The organism is Rhizobium sp. 01N424 (assembly GCF_056399485.1).
The window spans coordinates 391,937-407,278 of record NZ_JBFTRK010000001.1 but is presented as its reverse complement, the minus strand read 5'-3'; the positions used below and the strand labels follow the sequence as shown (position 1 = coordinate 407,278).

Genomic DNA, 15,342 nt, shown 5'->3' with positions numbered 1-15,342 from the left:
TACTCTCCTCACGCTTGGCGTTAATCTTTGCGCCGACTGGAGAGTAGCGCTCAGCGCGCAGGATCATGCACGATGCTGTCACACGAGCAGATTTGGGGAGCGATCGACAGGCTTGCCGAACGGCACGACCTGACGCCCTCGGGTCTTGCCCGCCGTGCGGGGCTCGACCCCACTTCCTTCAACAAGTCCAAACGTCTCTCCACTGACGGCAGGATGCGCTGGCCCTCGACCGAATCCATCGCCAAGGTGCTGGATGCGACCGGCGCGACTATGGAGCATTTCCTGACCTTCATGCGCCCGGCCACCGGCTTTTCCGGCATTCCGGAGGGTGCTTTCCCGGCTCAGGGCAGTTCGATACCGCTTCTCGGCTTCGCGCAGGCGGGTGCAGGCGGCTTTTTCGACGATGGCGGCTTTCCGGCCGGTCAAGGCTGGGACGTCGTGGAATTCCCGGCCGCTCCCTCGCAAAAGGCCGGCGTCTACGCGCTCGAAGTCCAGGGCGACAGCATGATGCCGCTGTACCGCGACGGCGACGTGCTGATCGTCGAGCCCGGCGCGCAGGTGCGCCGCAACGACCGCGTCGTCGTCAAGACGCGCGAGGGCGAGGTGATGGCAAAAGTGCTCTTGCGCCAGAGCCCGCGCTCCATCGAGCTGATGTCGCTCAACCCCGAACACCCGAACCGGATATTCGAGCTCTCCGATGTGGATTGGATTGCCCGCATCATCTGGGCTAGCCAATAGGAAAATCTTCCATGCGGCCTGCGGCACTTCTGACAGCTGTTGCGGGGATCGCCATTGTTGCGGGCATGCTGACAGCCGGGCGGGAACGTTTTTCCGCGGCTGATGCCGCGGCAATAGAAAGCGAAGCGCCCGCTCCGGCTGCCTCAGAGGCCGCAAGTGCTGCACCGCCGCCTGCTCTGAAGCCGCCTGCCCCCGAAGTCAGCATGAATGCCAGACCTGTCGACAACGGCAGCCAGTTCTATCCGGCAGAGGTCGATGGAAGACCTTTGGAACGCGTTGCGGCGCCCGAGCCGGAAAAGCCGAAACCCGAACCAAAGAAGGGTGCCGTGCTGCCGCGGCCGGTTGCCGAAAGCGCCGGGGTGCTTGCCTTCGGCGACCGGAAGCTTGCTCTTGCCGGTATCGTGCCGACACCTGATGACAAGAGCTGCAAGGATGACGATGGCAGCGATTGGCCTTGCGGCATGCTGGCGAAGACGAATTTCCGGCTGTTCCTGCGCCTGCGCTCGGTGACCTGCGACCTCGACGACGCCAACTGGAAGGGCACGGCGACGGCTAGCTGCAAGATCGGCACGCAGGATCTTTCGGAATGGCTTGCCGAAAACGGCTGGGCGGAAGCAGCGCCGGGCTCCGCCTTTGCTGCAGTGTCCGAGACGGCCAGGGCGGACAAGAAGGCATCTTCGGCGACGACCCGCGCAAGGGTGCGCCGATCGCTCCGCCGGCCGATCCGCCGCCTGACGACAATCCCCTCGATCCGACCTGACGATCCCTTGCAATGACACAGACCAATTCCTAAACTTCGGGAGAACAGAGGGAATGACCGAATGAACAAACCGCTTTCCGCCCATGACGCCCTGATCTACGTGATGGTGATGGCCTCCGCCGTCGACAGCACGATGAACGACCGGGAGATGGAGCGTATCGGCCAGCTGATCGGCTTTCTGCCGGTCTTCCGGGATTTCGACGACGACAAGCTGATCCCGATCGCCCGCGATTGCGCTTCGCTGCTTTCCGGCCCCGAGGGCCTTGATGTGGTGCTGGAGACGGTCAAGGATACGCTGCCGGCAAAGCTCTACGACACCGCTTATGCGCTGGCCGTCGAAGTGGCGTCGGCCGACCTTTCGGTCAAGGCCGAGGAATTGCGCCTTCTCAGCATGCTGCGCGACCGGCTGGGTCTCGACAAGCTCACCTGCGCCGCCATCGAGCGCAGCGCGATCGCCCGCTTCCGCAAGGGCTAGTAGAGACCATTCGGGAAATAACGCAGGTAGATTTCCTGCAGGCGGCCGTTTCGAGACAGTGCCGCCAAGGCATGATCGAGTGCAGCGGTCAGGATCGCATCGTTCCGGCGCAGCATGATCGTCATCCCCTCGCCCAAAAACTGCTCCGAGGGATAGGGGCCATCGAACAGCGAGCAGCATTTTGCCGAGGCCTGTGACGACACCCAGAAGGAGAGCTGCAGCGCGTCGGCGAAGGCGGCATCTACCTTGCCGTCCTTCAGAGCCGTCAGCAGCGCTTCCTTGTTGTCAAAGGGCACCGCCTTGATGGCCGGGAAATAGGCGGCGAGCATCGCTTCATGGACAGTCGACTTGACAACACCGACCGGCTTGTCTGCCAGTGCCGCTGCCGTATCGCCCTTGATCTCTGCCTTGCCGTTTCGGGCAAAGCGGGCCGGAAGCATCAGATAGGGCCGTGAAAATGTGAACTTGCCGCGCAGATCCGGCGTCACCGCCAGGCCTGCGATAACCGCGTCGCCCTGCGACGCTGCAAGCGCCTCCGCAAGATCGGCGAAGGGCAAGGCTTGGATTTCGCATTTATCCGCAATCTCGAGTTCATTGCAGATATCGCGTGCCAGATCGACATTAAAACCCGACAGCTTTCCGTTTTGATCGGTAAAGTTGAACGGCGGAAAATCCACGGATGTCAAGAATCGCAGCCGCACCAGCGATGAGAGGTCCGGCTTGGCAAGGCGTTCGCGGGAATCGAAAAGTAGCGGCAGAGAGGGCGAGGCCTGCTGCGCCCCGGCCGTCACAGGAAAAAACACAACCAGCGACAACCAAAAAGTTAACAATCCCTTAAAAGCTAGGGATGCAATTGAGGATTGTGTCATTACTATCCAGCCTCGGATCAGGGGCAGGGTGTCGCCGCTTCGGTGACGGTGTATCAGAGTCATGCGTATCGGGGAATATGCGCCGGGCGGCGCCATCGACCGCCTGCGAACAAATCACAGCCAGAATGACCGGCTCGTCCTTGAGGCTGAGGACGATGAGCTTTTCCGCACAGAGGCTCGCGTTCTGCAGGAACTTGGCATCGGGAAACCGATGATCGCCGAGGCCGCCGGACTGGCGCGGCAAAACGGGACGACGATCGAGCAAGAACTGCTGTCCAGCGGCTGGATTCTTGCTGAGAACTATTATGCCGGATTGGCGCGGTTGCTCCGGCTGGAGTTTATCGACCGGCTAAATCCGGAACTCATTCACGACAGCGACGTCCTCGATACGCAGCTTATCGAGACCAAGGTTCTCAAGCTCCAATACCTGCCGCAGCATGCCCATGCGATCGTCCCGCAAGCCCGTCAGATTCCAGCCCTGCAGGCGCGGCTCGCCGCTCGCCCGGATTTGCGCGAGCAGCTGCTGATTACGACCCCGGCGGAGATGCGCAGGGCGATCTGGGAACGTGGCGCCCAGCGACGGGTAAAGCAGAGCGTCAATACGCTTTTCGAGCGTGACCCGGATGTGAGCGCGCGTATCGTGCTGCTTGGAAAGCAGGGCTTCATTGCCGGTGTAGCCGTGACGGCCCTTGCTGCTGGAATTCTGGCGAATGCCAATGTCTTGCTCGTAGCGCATATCTTCGTTTCGCTGTTCTATCTGGCATCGATGCTGATCCGTTTCATGGCACTCAAGAAGCCGGTGCCGCGTTTCAATCTCCGCACAGCGGATGGTCATCCGCTGCCTGTCTATACGGTCATGGTCGGTCTCTACCGTGAGGCGGCGGTCGCCGAGCAGCTGATCACCTGCCTGAAGCGGCTGAATTGGCCGGTCTCGAAACTCGATATCAAGCTTGTCTGCGAGGCTGACGATCGCGAGACGATCGCAGCGCTGAAGGCGCAGGCACTCGGCACGCAATTCGAAATCATAGAGGTTCCGCCTGCCCGGCCGCGAACGAAGCCGAAGGCGCTGAACTATGCGCTCGCTTCTGCACGCGGCGAGCTGCTCGCCGTTTACGATGCCGAAGACCGGCCGCATCCGGACCAGCTGCGCGAGGCCTATGCGACCTTCCGGGCTTCCCCTGATGACGTCGTCTGCCTGCAGGCGCCGCTGATCATCGCCAATGCCCGCGACTCCTGGATATCGGCTGCGTTTGCGCTCGAATATTCCGCGCTCTTCCGCATGCTGCTGCCGATGCTGGCCCTGATGCGCCTGCCGATGCCGCTCGGCGGCACCTCAAACCACTTCAAAACCAGCATCCTGAAAGAAACAGGCGGCTGGGATCCGCACAATGTGACCGAGGATGCCGACCTCGGCATGCGGCTTTACCGCAGGGGATATCGCTGCGGCGTGCTGAGTTCCCAGACGCTGGAAGACGCGCCTGTCACTGCCGCGACCTGGCTTCACCAGCGCACCCGCTGGTTCAAGGGCTGGCTGCAGACGTGGCTGGTGTTGATGCGCGATCCCGCGCTGCTTATGCGGGAGATGGGCCCCGCGGGCTTTGCGGTGTTTCAGTTGCTGATCGCCGGAATGCTTTTGTCTGCGCTCGCGCATCCGTGGATGCTGTTCTTCATAAGCGCGGCTTTGCTCGACCTCGCCGAACGAAACAGTGCGAAAGATCTGGTCCACTGGATCCTTCTTGCCGTCGATAGCTGCAACGTCATCGCCAGCTACGTGCTTTTCGTCCTGCTTGGGCGCAAGGCGATGACGCGCTGGGAGCGCCGGGCGCTCAGGCTGCGCTGGCTGGCATTGCCGCTTTATTGGCTGATGCTCTCGGCGGCTGCGTGGCGTGCCGTCTGGCAGCTTCGCAGCAATCCGTTTTTCTGGGACAAAACCCCGCACGTGCCCTGCCGGAAACCTGCATAGACCGCCCGGGCCATTTGCCCGCCGCGCATTGCTTGCCATCTTTTCTGTGGTTTGCCCCGCGGCGTTAGGGCAGCATTAAGCAATCTGGATTCTTATCGCCGGCGACGACACCGGCCCCCTCCCGCCGCTTGCATGATGCGCGCTGTCGAGCCTCTCCGAGGTATTTCGGAATGCCGCAAGAACCGCAGCAGATTTCGCTGAGTTTCACACATTGATTTCAAACGCGCTGCGGCAAGCAACAGGCCGCGCCGAACGCAACGGGCTTTTTCCATGCTCAAACATCTGAAAATCCGGACCAAGATCCTTTCCGTCATCGCGCTTCTCGGCGTGATCACCGTCGCCGGTGTGGGATATATCATCTCCGAATTCCTCCGCGCCGACGCCAATTACAGTGCCTTCATCGATCATGAGGCACTGGCGGCCATGCAGGGCTCGCGCGCAAGCGCCTCGCTGATTTCCTCTGTGCTTCAGACAACCACGCTCTCGAACATGAAGCCGGATACGCCGGCCTTCAGGACGGCTCTGTCGGTGCCCAGCAAGATCCCGCAGGCCCGCGACCGTCTGCAACAGGCCTCCGATCTGGTTCCGGCGCGCAAGAGCGCGATCGATGAGCTCCTGAAGGGTATCGACGAAATCGAGGCCCTGTCGGCGAAAGTCGTCGAAGCTGGAAAATCCGGCGACATGACCAGCGCCCAGTTGGCAGCTGTCATGATGACGACAAAGCTGAACGCCCTGACACCGAAAATGACCGCCAACAACGACGCGATGATGTCGATGCTCAACGACGGCGGCGATGCGCTCTCCGTTGCCGTTCGCACGCGGATCAACATCTGCCTCGCCGTCATTGCCGCATCGATCGCCGGTGCGATGGCGTTGGGCTTCTACATCGCCCAGGCAGGTATTGCCGGGCCGATGGTGCAGCTGCGCGAGCGCATGACGTTGCTTGCCGAAGGAGAGACGGAACGCGACGTGCCCGGCCTCGATCGTGGCGACGAAGTCGGCCAGATGGCAGCGGCACTTGCCGTCTTCCGCGACAACGCCCTCGAGCGCAAGCAGATCGAGGCACGCGCCGAGAGCGAGCGCAATCTCAGCGATAACGAGCGCCGCCAGCGCGAAGCCGAAAAGATCCGCGAAGCCAACGAACTCGCCCGCACCGTGGACGAATTGGCAAATGGCCTGAAGCGCCTGTCATCAGGCGATCTCGTCGCCCATATCGAGACTCCTTTCCCGGAGCATCTCGAAGGCCTGCGCGCCGACTTCAACAACTCGGTCAGCAAGCTCAACGGCACGATGAACGCCGTCGGCGCCAATGCCCGCGCCATCGGCGCAGGTGCCAACGAAATCCGCTCCTCGGCCGACGAGCTGTCGCGCCGCACCGAACAGCAAGCGGCCTCCGTCGAACAGACGGCCGCAGCGCTCGAGCAGATCACCACAACGGTACGAGATGCCGCCCGCCGTGCTCAGGAAGCCAGTGAGCTGGTGACACGCATGCGCAGCGGCGCCGAAAAATCCGGCGCCATCGTGCAGAAGGCCGTCGGCGCGATGCAGCAGATCGAGCAGTCGTCAGTGGAGATCGGCAACATCATCGGCGTGATCGACGACATCGCCTTCCAGACCAACCTGTTGGCATTGAATGCCGGTGTCGAGGCGGCGCGTGCCGGGGAAGCCGGCAAGGGCTTTGCGGTCGTTGCCCAGGAAGTCCGTGAACTCGCCCAGCGTTCGGCCAATGCTGCCAAGGAAATCAAGGCACTGATCACCAATTCCGGCACGCATGTGCAAACCGGCGTGGCGCTTGTCGGTGAGACCGGCAAGGCGCTGGATGCGATCGTCCAGGAAGTGCAGGAGATCAACCAGCACGTCCACGCGATCGCCGAGGCCGCGCGCGAGCAATCGACCGGCTTGCAGGAGATCAACACGGCCGTGAACACCATGGACCAGGGCACGCAGCAGAATGCCGCAATGGTCGAGGAAAGCACCGCCGCCAGCCACAGCCTGGCAACCGAAGCGGCATCGTTGAATAACCTTCTTTCGGAGTTCAGGCTGACCGGAACCGGTGGCTTTGCCGCCGCTGCACCCGCCTCACATTCCGCTCCCCGCCCGGCCGCAGCACCCCGCCCAGCACCGGCCCGCGCAGCCAACCCGCGCCCGGCCTCGATCCGCGTCGCCAACGAAGGAACCGCAAGGCCCGCCGCATCACCGGCGCGTGCACTCGGCCAGAAACTCGCCAGCGCCTTTGGCAAGAGCAGCCCGGCGGCGGAAAGCAAGGAAGCCGACTGGACAGAGTTCTGAGCAACGGGAAATCAAAACGTCAAATGAGCGGCTCCGGCCGCTCATTTCATTTTCAGTGTAGAGAAGATTGGAGCGGGTGAAGGGAATCGAACCCTCGTATTCAGCTTGGGAAGCTGCTGCTCTACCATTGAGCTACACCCGCGTGGCCGAAGCCTTCCAACAGATGGGAGGCGGTGTCAAGGCTGTCAGATGCGGAAGTGTTTCGAGAGCTTCAGGCCCTGGGCCTGGTAGTTGGAGCCGAGGCCGGAGCCGTAGAGGCTTTCGGGTTTTTCCAGCATGTGCTCGTAGATGAGGCGGCCAACGATCTGGCCGTCTTCGAGGATGAAGGGGACCTCGTGGCTGCGCACTTCGAGGACGGCGCGGCTGCCGCGGCCGCCTGCCGGTGCGTGGCCGAAGCCGGGGTCGAAGAAGCCGGCATAGTGGACTCGGAATTCGCCAACCAAGGGGTCAAAGGGCGTCATCTCAGCGGCGTAATGCGGGGGCACGTGCACGGCTTCGCGCGAGACGAGGATATAGAATTCGTCCGGGTCGAGGATCAGCTCGTTGCGGCCGCGGCTATAGAGCGGCTCCCAGAAATCGAAGATATCGTGCTGGGCTTTCTTGTCGACGTCGACGACGGCAGTGTGGTGCTTGCCGCGATAGCCGATCAGGCCTTCCTTGTCGCCGGCGAGATCGATCGACAGCGCGATGCCGCCGCCTGAGACGTTCGGCTTGGCGCTGGCGACCAGCGTCTCGCTATCATGCAGCGCCTGAAGGTCCGGTTCGCCGAGAATGGAATGGCCGACGCGGAAGCGGATCTGCGACAGGCGCGAGCCGCGGCGCACGACGATCGGGAAGGTGCGCGGCGAGATTTCGAGATAGAGCGGGCCGGAATAGCCGGCCGGGATCTTGTCGAATTCCTGCGCGTAATCGGTGATGACCCGGGTGAAGATATCGAGGCGGCCGGTGGAGCTCTTCGGGTTGGCGGAGGCCGACATGCCGGCAGGCAGATCGACACGCTCCATCAGGGGAACGATATAGACGCAGCCGGTTTCGAGGACAGCCCCTTCGGAGAGGTCGATGACATGCAGGCTCAGGCGATCGAGCTTGTCCGACACCAGATGCGAAGGGCCGGGCATGAAGCTGGCGCGCACCCGGAACGCCTTGGCGCCGAGGCGCAGGTCGAGGCTTGCCGGCTGGATCTGGTCACGGTCAAGTTCCCGTTCGGAGATCAGTCGGCCGGTCTCAAACAACGCGGCAATGGCACGGTCGGCCAAAATTCCAGTTTCGCGAGCCATCATGCTCCATCCATAGTTCGTGGCCGACAAAACCAAATACGGGGAATTGACGCAAGCAGCTAACGGCAGTATTGCAGCTTTATCCCGTGGTGATTTGGCCGGTCGGCTTGCAGCCACGTTAAATAAGTGGCTAAAAAGACCGGGTATGAAACCGGTCTGCTTTTGCGGCCGGTTTTTTTGTTTTTGAGGTGATGGCATGAGCAAGTCCTGGCGCCCTGCAACCCAACTCGTTCACGGAGGCACTCTGCGCTCGCAATATGGCGAGATGTCGGAGGCAATCTACCTGACGCAAGGTTTCGTCTACGACACGTCGGAGGCGGCCGAGGCCCGCTTCAAGGGCGAGACCGAAGGCTTCATCTACGCCCGCTACGGCAGCCCCACCAACGACATGTTCGAGAAGCGCATGTGCGCACTCGAGGGTGCGGAAGATGCACGCGCCACGGCCTCCGGCATGGCCGCCGTCACGGCCGCAATCCTCTGCCAGCTGAAGGCTGGCGATCACATCGTTGCTGCTCGTGCCCTCTTCGGCTCCTGCCGCTGGGTGGTCGAGACGCTGGCGCCGAAATACGGCATCGAATGCACGCTGGTTGACGGCCGGCACCTGGAAAACTGGGAAAAAGCGATCACGCCGAAGACCAAAGTGTTCTTCCTGGAGAGCCCGACCAACCCGACACTCGAGATCGTGGACATCGCCGGCGTTGCCAAGCTCGCCAACCAGATCGGTGCCAAGGTCGTGGTCGACAACGTCTTTGCGACGCCGCTCTTCCAAAAGCCGCTGGAGCTCGGCGCCCATATCGTCATCTATTCGGCGACCAAGCATATCGACGGCCAGGGCCGCTGCCTCGGCGGCGTCGTGCTGTCCGACAAGGCGTGGATCGACGAGCACCTGCACGACTACTTCCGCCACACCGGCCCGGCCATGTCGCCGTTCAACGCCTGGACGCTTCTAAAGGGCATCGAGACGCTGCCGCTGCGTGTGGCTCAGCAGACCAGGAATGCCGCAAAGATTGCCGATTTCCTGGCCGAGCAGAAGCAGGTTGCACGCGTCATTTATCCCGGCCGCAAGGACCATCCGCAGGCCGATATCATCGCCAAGCAGATGACCGGCGGCTCGACGCTGGTCTGCTTCGAGCTGAAGGGAGGCAAGGAAGCTGCCTTCAAGCTGCAGAACGCACTCGATGTGGTGACGATCTCCAACAATCTCGGCGATACGCGCAGCCTGATCACGCATCCGGCGACGACAACGCACAAGAACCTCTCGGACGAGGCGCGTGCCGAACTCGGCATTTCGGCCGGCACCGTGCGTCTTTCGGCAGGCATCGAAGATACCGACGATCTGCTTGAAGATTTCGCCCAGGCTCTGTCGAAGATCCCGGCTTAAGCAACAAGCCGCCGGACTTGCCGGTCCGGCGGCCCGCCCCACCTAAAGCTTCAGTCAGCTCTGCTTTATTAGAGTCATTAACTTTGAATGTTAGGATTAACAATCAAAACGGCGTGCAATCGCCTGTATTTGGCTGATGATACGGTGGCATTTCTTGACGGAGCCAATGCCGTATAAGATACGAGTAAGATATCCCGACTAAGGTGTAAGGCATGTACCGGGCCCTCACACGCGATATAGAAGTTGTTGTCGAGCCGTTTTATCTGGAGGAGCAATCCGATCCGGACGACGATCGCTATGTCTGGGGATACCGCATCGTCATCAGCAACAATTCCGGCCTATCGGTCAAACTCGTCAACCGTTACTGGAACATAACGGACCAGAACGGTGTGGTCGACGAGGTAACGGGACCGGGTGTGGTCGGCGAACAGCCGCGGCTGGAGCCCGGCGATACCTATGAATACTCGTCAGGCTGCCCGCTCGATACGCCATCGGGGCTGATGTTCGGCCACTACCAGATGGAAACGGACGAAGGCGAGCTCTTCGATGTCGAGATACCCGCCTTCTCCCTGGATTCGCCCGGCCTTCTCAGAGTGCTGAACTGACCGTCATTCGGCCGGCTGCAGCTCTGCCGGCTCGAAACGATAGGTGGTCGAGCAGAATTCACAGGTGACGGCGATCTCACCGTTTTCCTGGCTGGCCTCGATCTCCTCCGCCGAAAAGCCCTTCAGAACGCCGCCGATCTTTTCACGCGAACAGCTGCAGCGGTCGTAGACCTGCTTGGCCTCGAAAACCCGCACGCCGCGCTCGTGGAACAGGCGATAGAGCAGCCGCTCGGTTCCGACCAGCGGATCCGTCAGCTCGTCGGCGTCGATGGTCTCGACCATGGCGCGGGCTTCTGCCCAGGCATCGTCTTCCTTGACGCCCGCCGCGAGCTCGTCGCCATCCCCGCCATGCAGGTCCGGCTGGCGCATGCGCTCGGGCGCTTCCGGCAGGAACTGAGCGACAAGCCCCCCTGCCCGCCAGCGATGCCGCGGTTTGCCGCTGCTGTCGCGGTCGAGAAGTTCGGCAGCCGCCAGACGGACACGCGTCGGGATCTGCTCCGACTGCCGAAAATAGACACCGGCGATATCCTCGAGCGAGGTACCGTCGAGTTCGACGATGCCCTGATAGGGCTGGCTAAACTTACCCTGATCGATGGTGAAGGCCAGCACGCCCTTGCCGAGCAGCTGTTCGGGTTCGGTCTGCCCGGCGGCGATCGCCTGATCGAGCAGCGCCTGATCGAAGCGTGCATAGGCGCGTACGTTCTCGGGTGTGGCAAAATCGGCAACAAGCAGGTCGACCGGGCCATCGCCCTTGGTCTGCACCGTGAACTTGCCCTCGAATTTCAGCGACGTGCCGAGCAGAACCGTCAGGACCACGACTTCGGCCAGAAGCCGGGCGACGGGTGCGGGATAGTGGTGGCGCTCAAGGATGGCGTCGAGCATCGGGCCGAGCTGGACGGCGCGGCCACGCACATCCAGGCCTTCAACCTGAAATGGGACGACGTGATCATCGCCGGCGAAATGAAGCTCGTTGAGAGCGGCGGCTGTGTCTGCCATGGTCTTACTCCTAGTCGTCAGAGCGGTAGACCAAGCTGTCTTCCCGCTCGCGCGGCCACCAGGCCATCAGGCCGGATGTGGCGTCCAATATGGTTCAGATCGCGCCCAGGCACCATGCAAGAATCGATTTCTGCGCATGAAGACGGTTTTCCGCTTCATCGAAGACCACGGATTGCGGGCCATCGATCACTTCGTCCGTCACTTCCTCACCACGATGGGCCGGCAGGCAATGCATGAACAATGCATCCTTGCCTGCTTTCGCCATCAAAGCCTGATTGACCTGATAGGGCTGGAAGACGTTGTGACCGCGAGCCCGATGTTCCTGATTCATGGAGACCCAGGTATCGGTTACCACGCAATCGGCGCCTTCGACCGCACGGTCGGCATCATGGCTGAGCATGATTTCGGCGCCCTCATTGCGGGCCCAGTTCAGATAGTGATCCTTCGGCTCGGAACCAAGGGGCACCGCCATGTTCATGCGGTAGCCGAAACGGGCAGCCCCTTCGACCAGCGAATGCAGCACGTTGTTGCCGTCGCCGGTCCAGGCAACGGTCTTGCCTTTGATCGGGCCACGGTGCTCTTCGAAGGTCATGATATCGGCCATGATCTGGCAGGGATGCGTATCGTCGGTCAGCGCATTGATGACGGGCACTGTGGCGTGTTCGGCAAGCTCCAGCATGCGGTGATGCTCGGTGGTGCGGATCATGATCGCGTCGACGTAGCGCGACAGAACCTTGGCTGTGTCGCCGATCGTCTCGGCGCGGCCGAGCTGCATCTCGGTGCCCGACAGGAACAGCGTCTCACCGCCCAGCTGGCGCATGCCGACGTCGAAGGAGACGCGCGTCCGGGTGGAAGGCTTTTCGAAGATCATCGCCAGCATCTTGCCGGCCAGCGGCTTATCGCCCTTGCCTGCTTTGAACGCCTGCTTGCGCAGCATCGCGTCGTCCATGATGACGCGCAGATCGGCAGAGCTCATCGCCGAAAGATCGAGGAAGTGTTTGGGGGAAGCCATGTCGTCCTTACCTGTTTGCCCCGGAAGGCATCTATCCGTTCAAGCCGTCTTCTTGGCCTTCGATGCGCGAATGCTTTCGGCAGCCTGCTCGATGCGGGCCAGACCCTCGCGGGCTTCCTCCGCCGTGACGACCAAAGGCGGCAGCAGACGCACAACGTTGTCGCCGGCGGGTACGCCAAGCAGATGCGCACCGCGGATGGCAGCCAGAAGTTCGGTCGAGGGCACAGCGGCCTTGATACCAAGCAGCAGACCCTCGCCGCGGATATCCTCGATCACGTCCGGATAGCGGTCCTTGAGCGATGCCAGGCCCTGGCGGAAGACCAGAGCGACGTCACGGACATGCTGGAGGAAGCCTTCGGCAAGGACGATGTCGAGCACAGCGCCGCCGACGGCCATGGCCAGCGGATTGCCGCCATAGGTCGAGCCGTGGGTGCCGGCCTTCATGCCGGACGCAGCTTCCGCCGTTGCCAGGCAGGCGCCGAGAGGGAAGCCGCCACCGATACCCTTGGCGACAGCCATGATGTCAGGGGTCACGCCGGACCACTCATAGGCAAAGAACTTGCCGGTACGGCCGACGCCCGTCTGGACCTCGTCGAGAATGAGCAGCAGGCCCTTCTCGTCGCAGAGCGCGCGCAGCGCCTTCATGAACTCAGTGGTCACCGGGCGAATGCCACCCTCGCCCTGAACCGGCTCGATCAGAATGCCTGCGGTCGCATCGGTGATTGCGGCGCGCACAGCGTCGATATCGCCAAAGGGCACCTGGTCGAAGCCAGGGGCCTTGGGGCCGAAACCTTCGAGATACTTCTCTTGCCCGCCGGCAGCGATCGTCGCCAGCGTCCGGCCGTGGAAGGCGCCTTCGAAGGTGATGATATGGAAACGCTCGGGATGGCCCTTCGAATACTGATAGCGGCGTGCGGTCTTGATCGCGCATTCGAGGGCTTCCGCGCCGGAATTGGTGAAGAACACCTTGTCGGCGAAAGTCGCCTCCGTCAGCCGCCTGGCGAGTTGTTCCTGACCGGGGATTTCATAGATGTTGGACAGGTGCCAGACCTTGTCGGCCTGCGCCTTCAGGGTATCCACGACATGCGGATTGCTGTGGCCGACCGAGGTCACAGCAACGCCGGCACCGAAATCCAGATATCGTTCGCCGCTTTCGGTAATCAGCCACACGCCCTCACCTCGCTCGAACCGCAATGGGGCACGAGAATAGGTATCATATAGCGGCGCGGCTTCAGCCATGGCGCGGTCTCCTGTCAGCGTTACGGGCAACCGGACTCCGGCTAAAAAACCAGGTCCGAAAAATTAAAAATGCCGCCTTTCGGCGGCGACTGGCACTATTTACTTTTCGCACTGCAATGTCAACAAAACTGCGGCTTTCGTGGCTTCTGAGAGACGCTCAAGCAATGTCGCGTTTTATCAACAGCTAATGTTGCAGAAATGACTCTCAGGGGAAGCAAGTTGGGGAAAACCCCGAATTCGATTCATCCGGATTCCTGCGACTCTTGTCACGGAGTCAGCCTCACACTAGGTTAAAACTCAATTACTAGACTGCATGCGGCGGAACTAGTCACCAAAATTAGTCAAGCGTTTCTTGTGCCGGATTCGTCCGGGGCAAACAGTGAGGGATTCTGCCTTCGCAACGCTTAAACGGCGGAGACACAGGGCATGAACTGGACAGACGAGCGGGTCGAGAAACTCAAGAAACTGTGGTCCGAAGGGCTGAGCGCGAGCCAGATCGCTGCCCAGCTTGGCGGCGTCAGCCGTAACGCCGTTATCGGCAAGGTTCACCGTCTGGCGCTGCCGGGCCGTGCGAAGGCCGGCGGCAACGCCACGGCTGCCCGCGCTCCCAAGCGTACGGCGGCAGCACCCCGCGCCCCAACCTACGCATCGCGTCTGGCGACGACCCGTACGGTCACCCGCCAGCAGGGCGCGACGATGCTGAAGGAAGAGATCGAGATCGACGTCATGGAGGAGATGGAATACCGTCCCGCCAAGAACGTGATCGTCCCGATTTCCCGCCGTCTCGGCCTGACGGAGCTCACCGAGCGCACCTGCAAGTGGCCGGTCGGCGATCCCTTGAAGGACGATTTCCACTTCTGCGGCTGCGAAAGCCCGGATTCTTCGCCTTACTGCACCTACCACCAGCGCCTGGCCTACCAGCCGGTCAACGAGCGCCGCAGGGCAGCAGCGCGAGCAAACTGAGCCGGGTAAGCACAAACGAAAAACGGGCCTTACGGCCCGTTTTTTTGTGTCTCAATTCCGAAAGCTCAAGCTTCCATCGAATATCCAGCGCCGCGAACGGTGCGGATGACATCCTGCATATTGGAGAAGTTCAGCGCCTTGCGCAGACGGCCGACATGGACATCGACGGTGCGCTCGTCGACATAGATGTCGTGACCCCAGACGCCATCCAGAAGCTGCGAGCGCGAGAAGACGCGGCCGGGAGAGGCCATCAGGAATTCCAGCAGGCGAAACTCGGTCGGGCCGAGACGCACTTCGCGGGTCTTGCGATGAACGCGGTGCGTCTCGCGGTCGAGTTCGATATCGCCGCACTTCAGCACGGTCGAGAGAACTTCGGGCTTGGCGCGGCGCAGCATCGCCTTGACGCGAGCGACGAGCTCGGGCGTCGAGAACGGCTTGACGACATAGTCGTCGGCGCCGGTCGAGAGGCCGCGAACGCGTTCACTTTCCTCGCCGCGCGCCGTCAGCATGATGATCGGCAGGCGCTCGGTCTCCGGGCGCATGCGCAGCCGGCGGCAAAGCTCGATGCCTGATACGCCAGGCAGCATCCAATCAAGGATAAGAAGGTCCGGCGTCCGCTCCTGAAGGCGGATTTCCGCCTCATCGCCGCGCAGGATGGTGTCGACCTCGAAACCTTCGGCTTCGAGATTGTAACGAAGAAGCACGCTCAGTGCTTCTTCGTCTTCAACGACTGCAACTCTCGGGATCATTCTGTTCTGTCTCCTGAGGCCCGGTC

14 protein-coding genes, 1 tRNA gene and 1 riboswitch are annotated in these 15,342 nt (G+C 61.8%); of the genes, 8 read left to right on the top strand and 7 right to left on the bottom strand.

Annotated features, from left to right (window positions below; all coding sequences use genetic code 11):
* The first annotated feature begins 72 nt into the window (after nt 1–72).
* The 3 genes from AC1DNK_RS02095 to AC1DNK_RS02085 are packed head-to-tail and all read left to right on the top strand — an operon-like array spanning nt 73 to nt 1,973.
* Nucleotides 73–738, top strand: coding sequence for a S24 family peptidase (locus tag AC1DNK_RS02095; protein WP_477939085.1), 666 nt, complete (start codon nt 73–75; stop codon nt 736–738).
* 11 nt (nt 739–749) lie between these two features.
* Complete coding sequence (locus tag AC1DNK_RS02090; RefSeq protein ID WP_477939084.1) at nt 750–1,514, top strand: thermonuclease family protein; 765 nt, start codon at nt 750–752, stop codon at nt 1,512–1,514.
* Nucleotides 1,515–1,559: 45 nt separating this feature from the next.
* On the top strand, nt 1,560–1,973 hold the full coding sequence (locus tag AC1DNK_RS02085; protein ID WP_112387497.1) for a tellurite resistance TerB family protein: 414 nt from the start codon (nt 1,560–1,562) through the stop codon (nt 1,971–1,973).
* On the opposite strand, the gene AC1DNK_RS02080 is transcribed toward AC1DNK_RS02085, so the two are convergent.
* Nucleotides 1,970–2,842, bottom strand: coding sequence for a transporter substrate-binding domain-containing protein (locus AC1DNK_RS02080; RefSeq protein WP_477939859.1), 873 nt, complete (start codon nt 2,840–2,842; stop codon nt 1,970–1,972). The genes AC1DNK_RS02085 and AC1DNK_RS02080 overlap by 4 nt on opposite strands.
* Before the next feature lie 61 nt (nt 2,843–2,903).
* Between AC1DNK_RS02080 and AC1DNK_RS02075 the strand changes: the two genes are divergently transcribed.
* Both AC1DNK_RS02075 and AC1DNK_RS02070 read left to right on the top strand, forming a co-directional pair.
* On the top strand, nt 2,904–4,805 hold the full coding sequence (locus AC1DNK_RS02075) for a glycosyltransferase family 2 protein (RefSeq protein ID WP_477939083.1): 1,902 nt from the start codon (nt 2,904–2,906) through the stop codon (nt 4,803–4,805).
* Nucleotides 4,806–5,075: 270 nt separating this feature from the next.
* Entirely contained in the window at nt 5,076–7,094 is a 2,019-nt protein-coding gene (locus AC1DNK_RS02070; RefSeq protein WP_477939082.1) for a methyl-accepting chemotaxis protein, read from the top strand.
* Between the two features lie 68 nt (nt 7,095–7,162).
* Here AC1DNK_RS02070 and AC1DNK_RS02065 read toward each other — a convergent pair.
* Both AC1DNK_RS02065 and AC1DNK_RS02060 read right to left on the bottom strand, forming a co-directional pair.
* Nucleotides 7,163–7,236, bottom strand: a tRNA-Gly gene (locus AC1DNK_RS02065).
* A gap of 43 nt (nt 7,237–7,279) precedes the next feature.
* Nucleotides 7,280–8,374 carry a 2'-deoxycytidine 5'-triphosphate deaminase gene (locus AC1DNK_RS02060; protein ID WP_162698720.1) on the bottom strand — a complete coding sequence of 365 codons (1,095 nt, stop codon included), beginning with the start codon at nt 8,372–8,374 and terminating at the stop codon, nt 7,280–7,282.
* Between the two features lie 73 nt (nt 8,375–8,447).
* Nucleotides 8,448–8,526: riboswitch (SAM riboswitch) on the top strand.
* Nucleotides 8,527–8,567: 41 nt separating this feature from the next.
* Here AC1DNK_RS02060 and AC1DNK_RS02055 point away from each other — a divergent pair.
* Complete coding sequence (locus AC1DNK_RS02055; protein ID WP_477939081.1) at nt 8,568–9,752, top strand: O-succinylhomoserine sulfhydrylase; 1,185 nt, start codon at nt 8,568–8,570, stop codon at nt 9,750–9,752.
* A gap of 212 nt (nt 9,753–9,964) precedes the next feature.
* Nucleotides 9,965–10,357, top strand: a complete 393-nt coding sequence (gene apaG / locus AC1DNK_RS02050; RefSeq protein WP_112385358.1) for a Co2+/Mg2+ efflux protein ApaG — start codon at nt 9,965–9,967, stop codon at nt 10,355–10,357.
* Between the two features lie 3 nt (nt 10,358–10,360).
* Here the strand turns inward: apaG and AC1DNK_RS02045 are convergent, their stop codons facing one another.
* From AC1DNK_RS02045 to AC1DNK_RS02035, 3 genes are all read right to left on the bottom strand, one after another.
* Nucleotides 10,361–11,353: an Hsp33 family molecular chaperone gene (locus tag AC1DNK_RS02045; protein ID WP_477939080.1), complete on the bottom strand. Its 993-nt coding sequence runs from the start codon at nt 11,351–11,353 to the stop codon at nt 10,361–10,363.
* Between the two features lie 94 nt (nt 11,354–11,447).
* Nucleotides 11,448–12,365 carry an ornithine carbamoyltransferase gene (gene argF / locus AC1DNK_RS02040; RefSeq protein ID WP_477939079.1) on the bottom strand — a complete coding sequence of 306 codons (918 nt, stop codon included), beginning with the start codon at nt 12,363–12,365 and terminating at the stop codon, nt 11,448–11,450.
* Between the two features lie 39 nt (nt 12,366–12,404).
* On the bottom strand, nt 12,405–13,604 hold the full coding sequence (locus tag AC1DNK_RS02035; protein WP_477939078.1) for an acetylornithine transaminase: 1,200 nt from the start codon (nt 13,602–13,604) through the stop codon (nt 12,405–12,407).
* A 426-nt stretch (nt 13,605–14,030) separates the two neighbouring features.
* Here AC1DNK_RS02035 and AC1DNK_RS02030 point away from each other — a divergent pair, with 426 nt between their 5' ends.
* The gene (locus AC1DNK_RS02030; protein WP_112385354.1) at nt 14,031–14,567 is read left to right on the top strand and encodes a GcrA family cell cycle regulator; all 537 of its coding nucleotides are present in this window, start codon (nt 14,031–14,033) and stop codon (nt 14,565–14,567) included.
* A 65-nt stretch (nt 14,568–14,632) separates the two neighbouring features.
* Here AC1DNK_RS02030 and phoB read toward each other — a convergent pair whose 3' ends face one another.
* Nucleotides 14,633–15,316, bottom strand: coding sequence for a phosphate regulon transcriptional regulator PhoB (phoB, locus tag AC1DNK_RS02025; protein WP_112385353.1), 684 nt, complete (start codon nt 15,314–15,316; stop codon nt 14,633–14,635).
* Nucleotides 15,317–15,342 lie beyond the last annotated feature (26 nt).

Coding starts and splice junctions, on each gene's coding strand:
- AC1DNK_RS02095 (WP_477939085.1), top strand. CDS start 73: ATGCTGTCACACGAGCAGATTTGGGGAGCGATCGACAGGCTTGCCGAA.
- AC1DNK_RS02090 (WP_477939084.1), top strand. CDS start 750: ATGCGGCCTGCGGCACTTCTGACAGCTGTTGCGGGGATCGCCATTGTT.
- AC1DNK_RS02085 (WP_112387497.1), top strand. CDS start 1,560: ATGAACAAACCGCTTTCCGCCCATGACGCCCTGATCTACGTGATGGTG.
- AC1DNK_RS02080 (WP_477939859.1), bottom strand. CDS start 2,842: ATGACACAATCCTCAATTGCATCCCTAGCTTTTAAGGGATTGTTAACT.
- AC1DNK_RS02075 (WP_477939083.1), top strand. CDS start 2,904: ATGCGTATCGGGGAATATGCGCCGGGCGGCGCCATCGACCGCCTGCGA.
- AC1DNK_RS02070 (WP_477939082.1), top strand. CDS start 5,076: ATGCTCAAACATCTGAAAATCCGGACCAAGATCCTTTCCGTCATCGCG.
- AC1DNK_RS02060 (WP_162698720.1), bottom strand. CDS start 8,374: ATGATGGCTCGCGAAACTGGAATTTTGGCCGACCGTGCCATTGCCGCG.
- AC1DNK_RS02055 (WP_477939081.1), top strand. CDS start 8,568: ATGAGCAAGTCCTGGCGCCCTGCAACCCAACTCGTTCACGGAGGCACT.
- apaG (WP_112385358.1), top strand. CDS start 9,965: ATGTACCGGGCCCTCACACGCGATATAGAAGTTGTTGTCGAGCCGTTT.
- AC1DNK_RS02045 (WP_477939080.1), bottom strand. CDS start 11,353: ATGGCAGACACAGCCGCCGCTCTCAACGAGCTTCATTTCGCCGGCGAT.
- argF (WP_477939079.1), bottom strand. CDS start 12,365: ATGGCTTCCCCCAAACACTTCCTCGATCTTTCGGCGATGAGCTCTGCC.
- AC1DNK_RS02035 (WP_477939078.1), bottom strand. CDS start 13,604: ATGGCTGAAGCCGCGCCGCTATATGATACCTATTCTCGTGCCCCATTG.
- AC1DNK_RS02030 (WP_112385354.1), top strand. CDS start 14,031: ATGAACTGGACAGACGAGCGGGTCGAGAAACTCAAGAAACTGTGGTCC.
- phoB (WP_112385353.1), bottom strand. CDS start 15,316: ATGATCCCGAGAGTTGCAGTCGTTGAAGACGAAGAAGCACTGAGCGTG.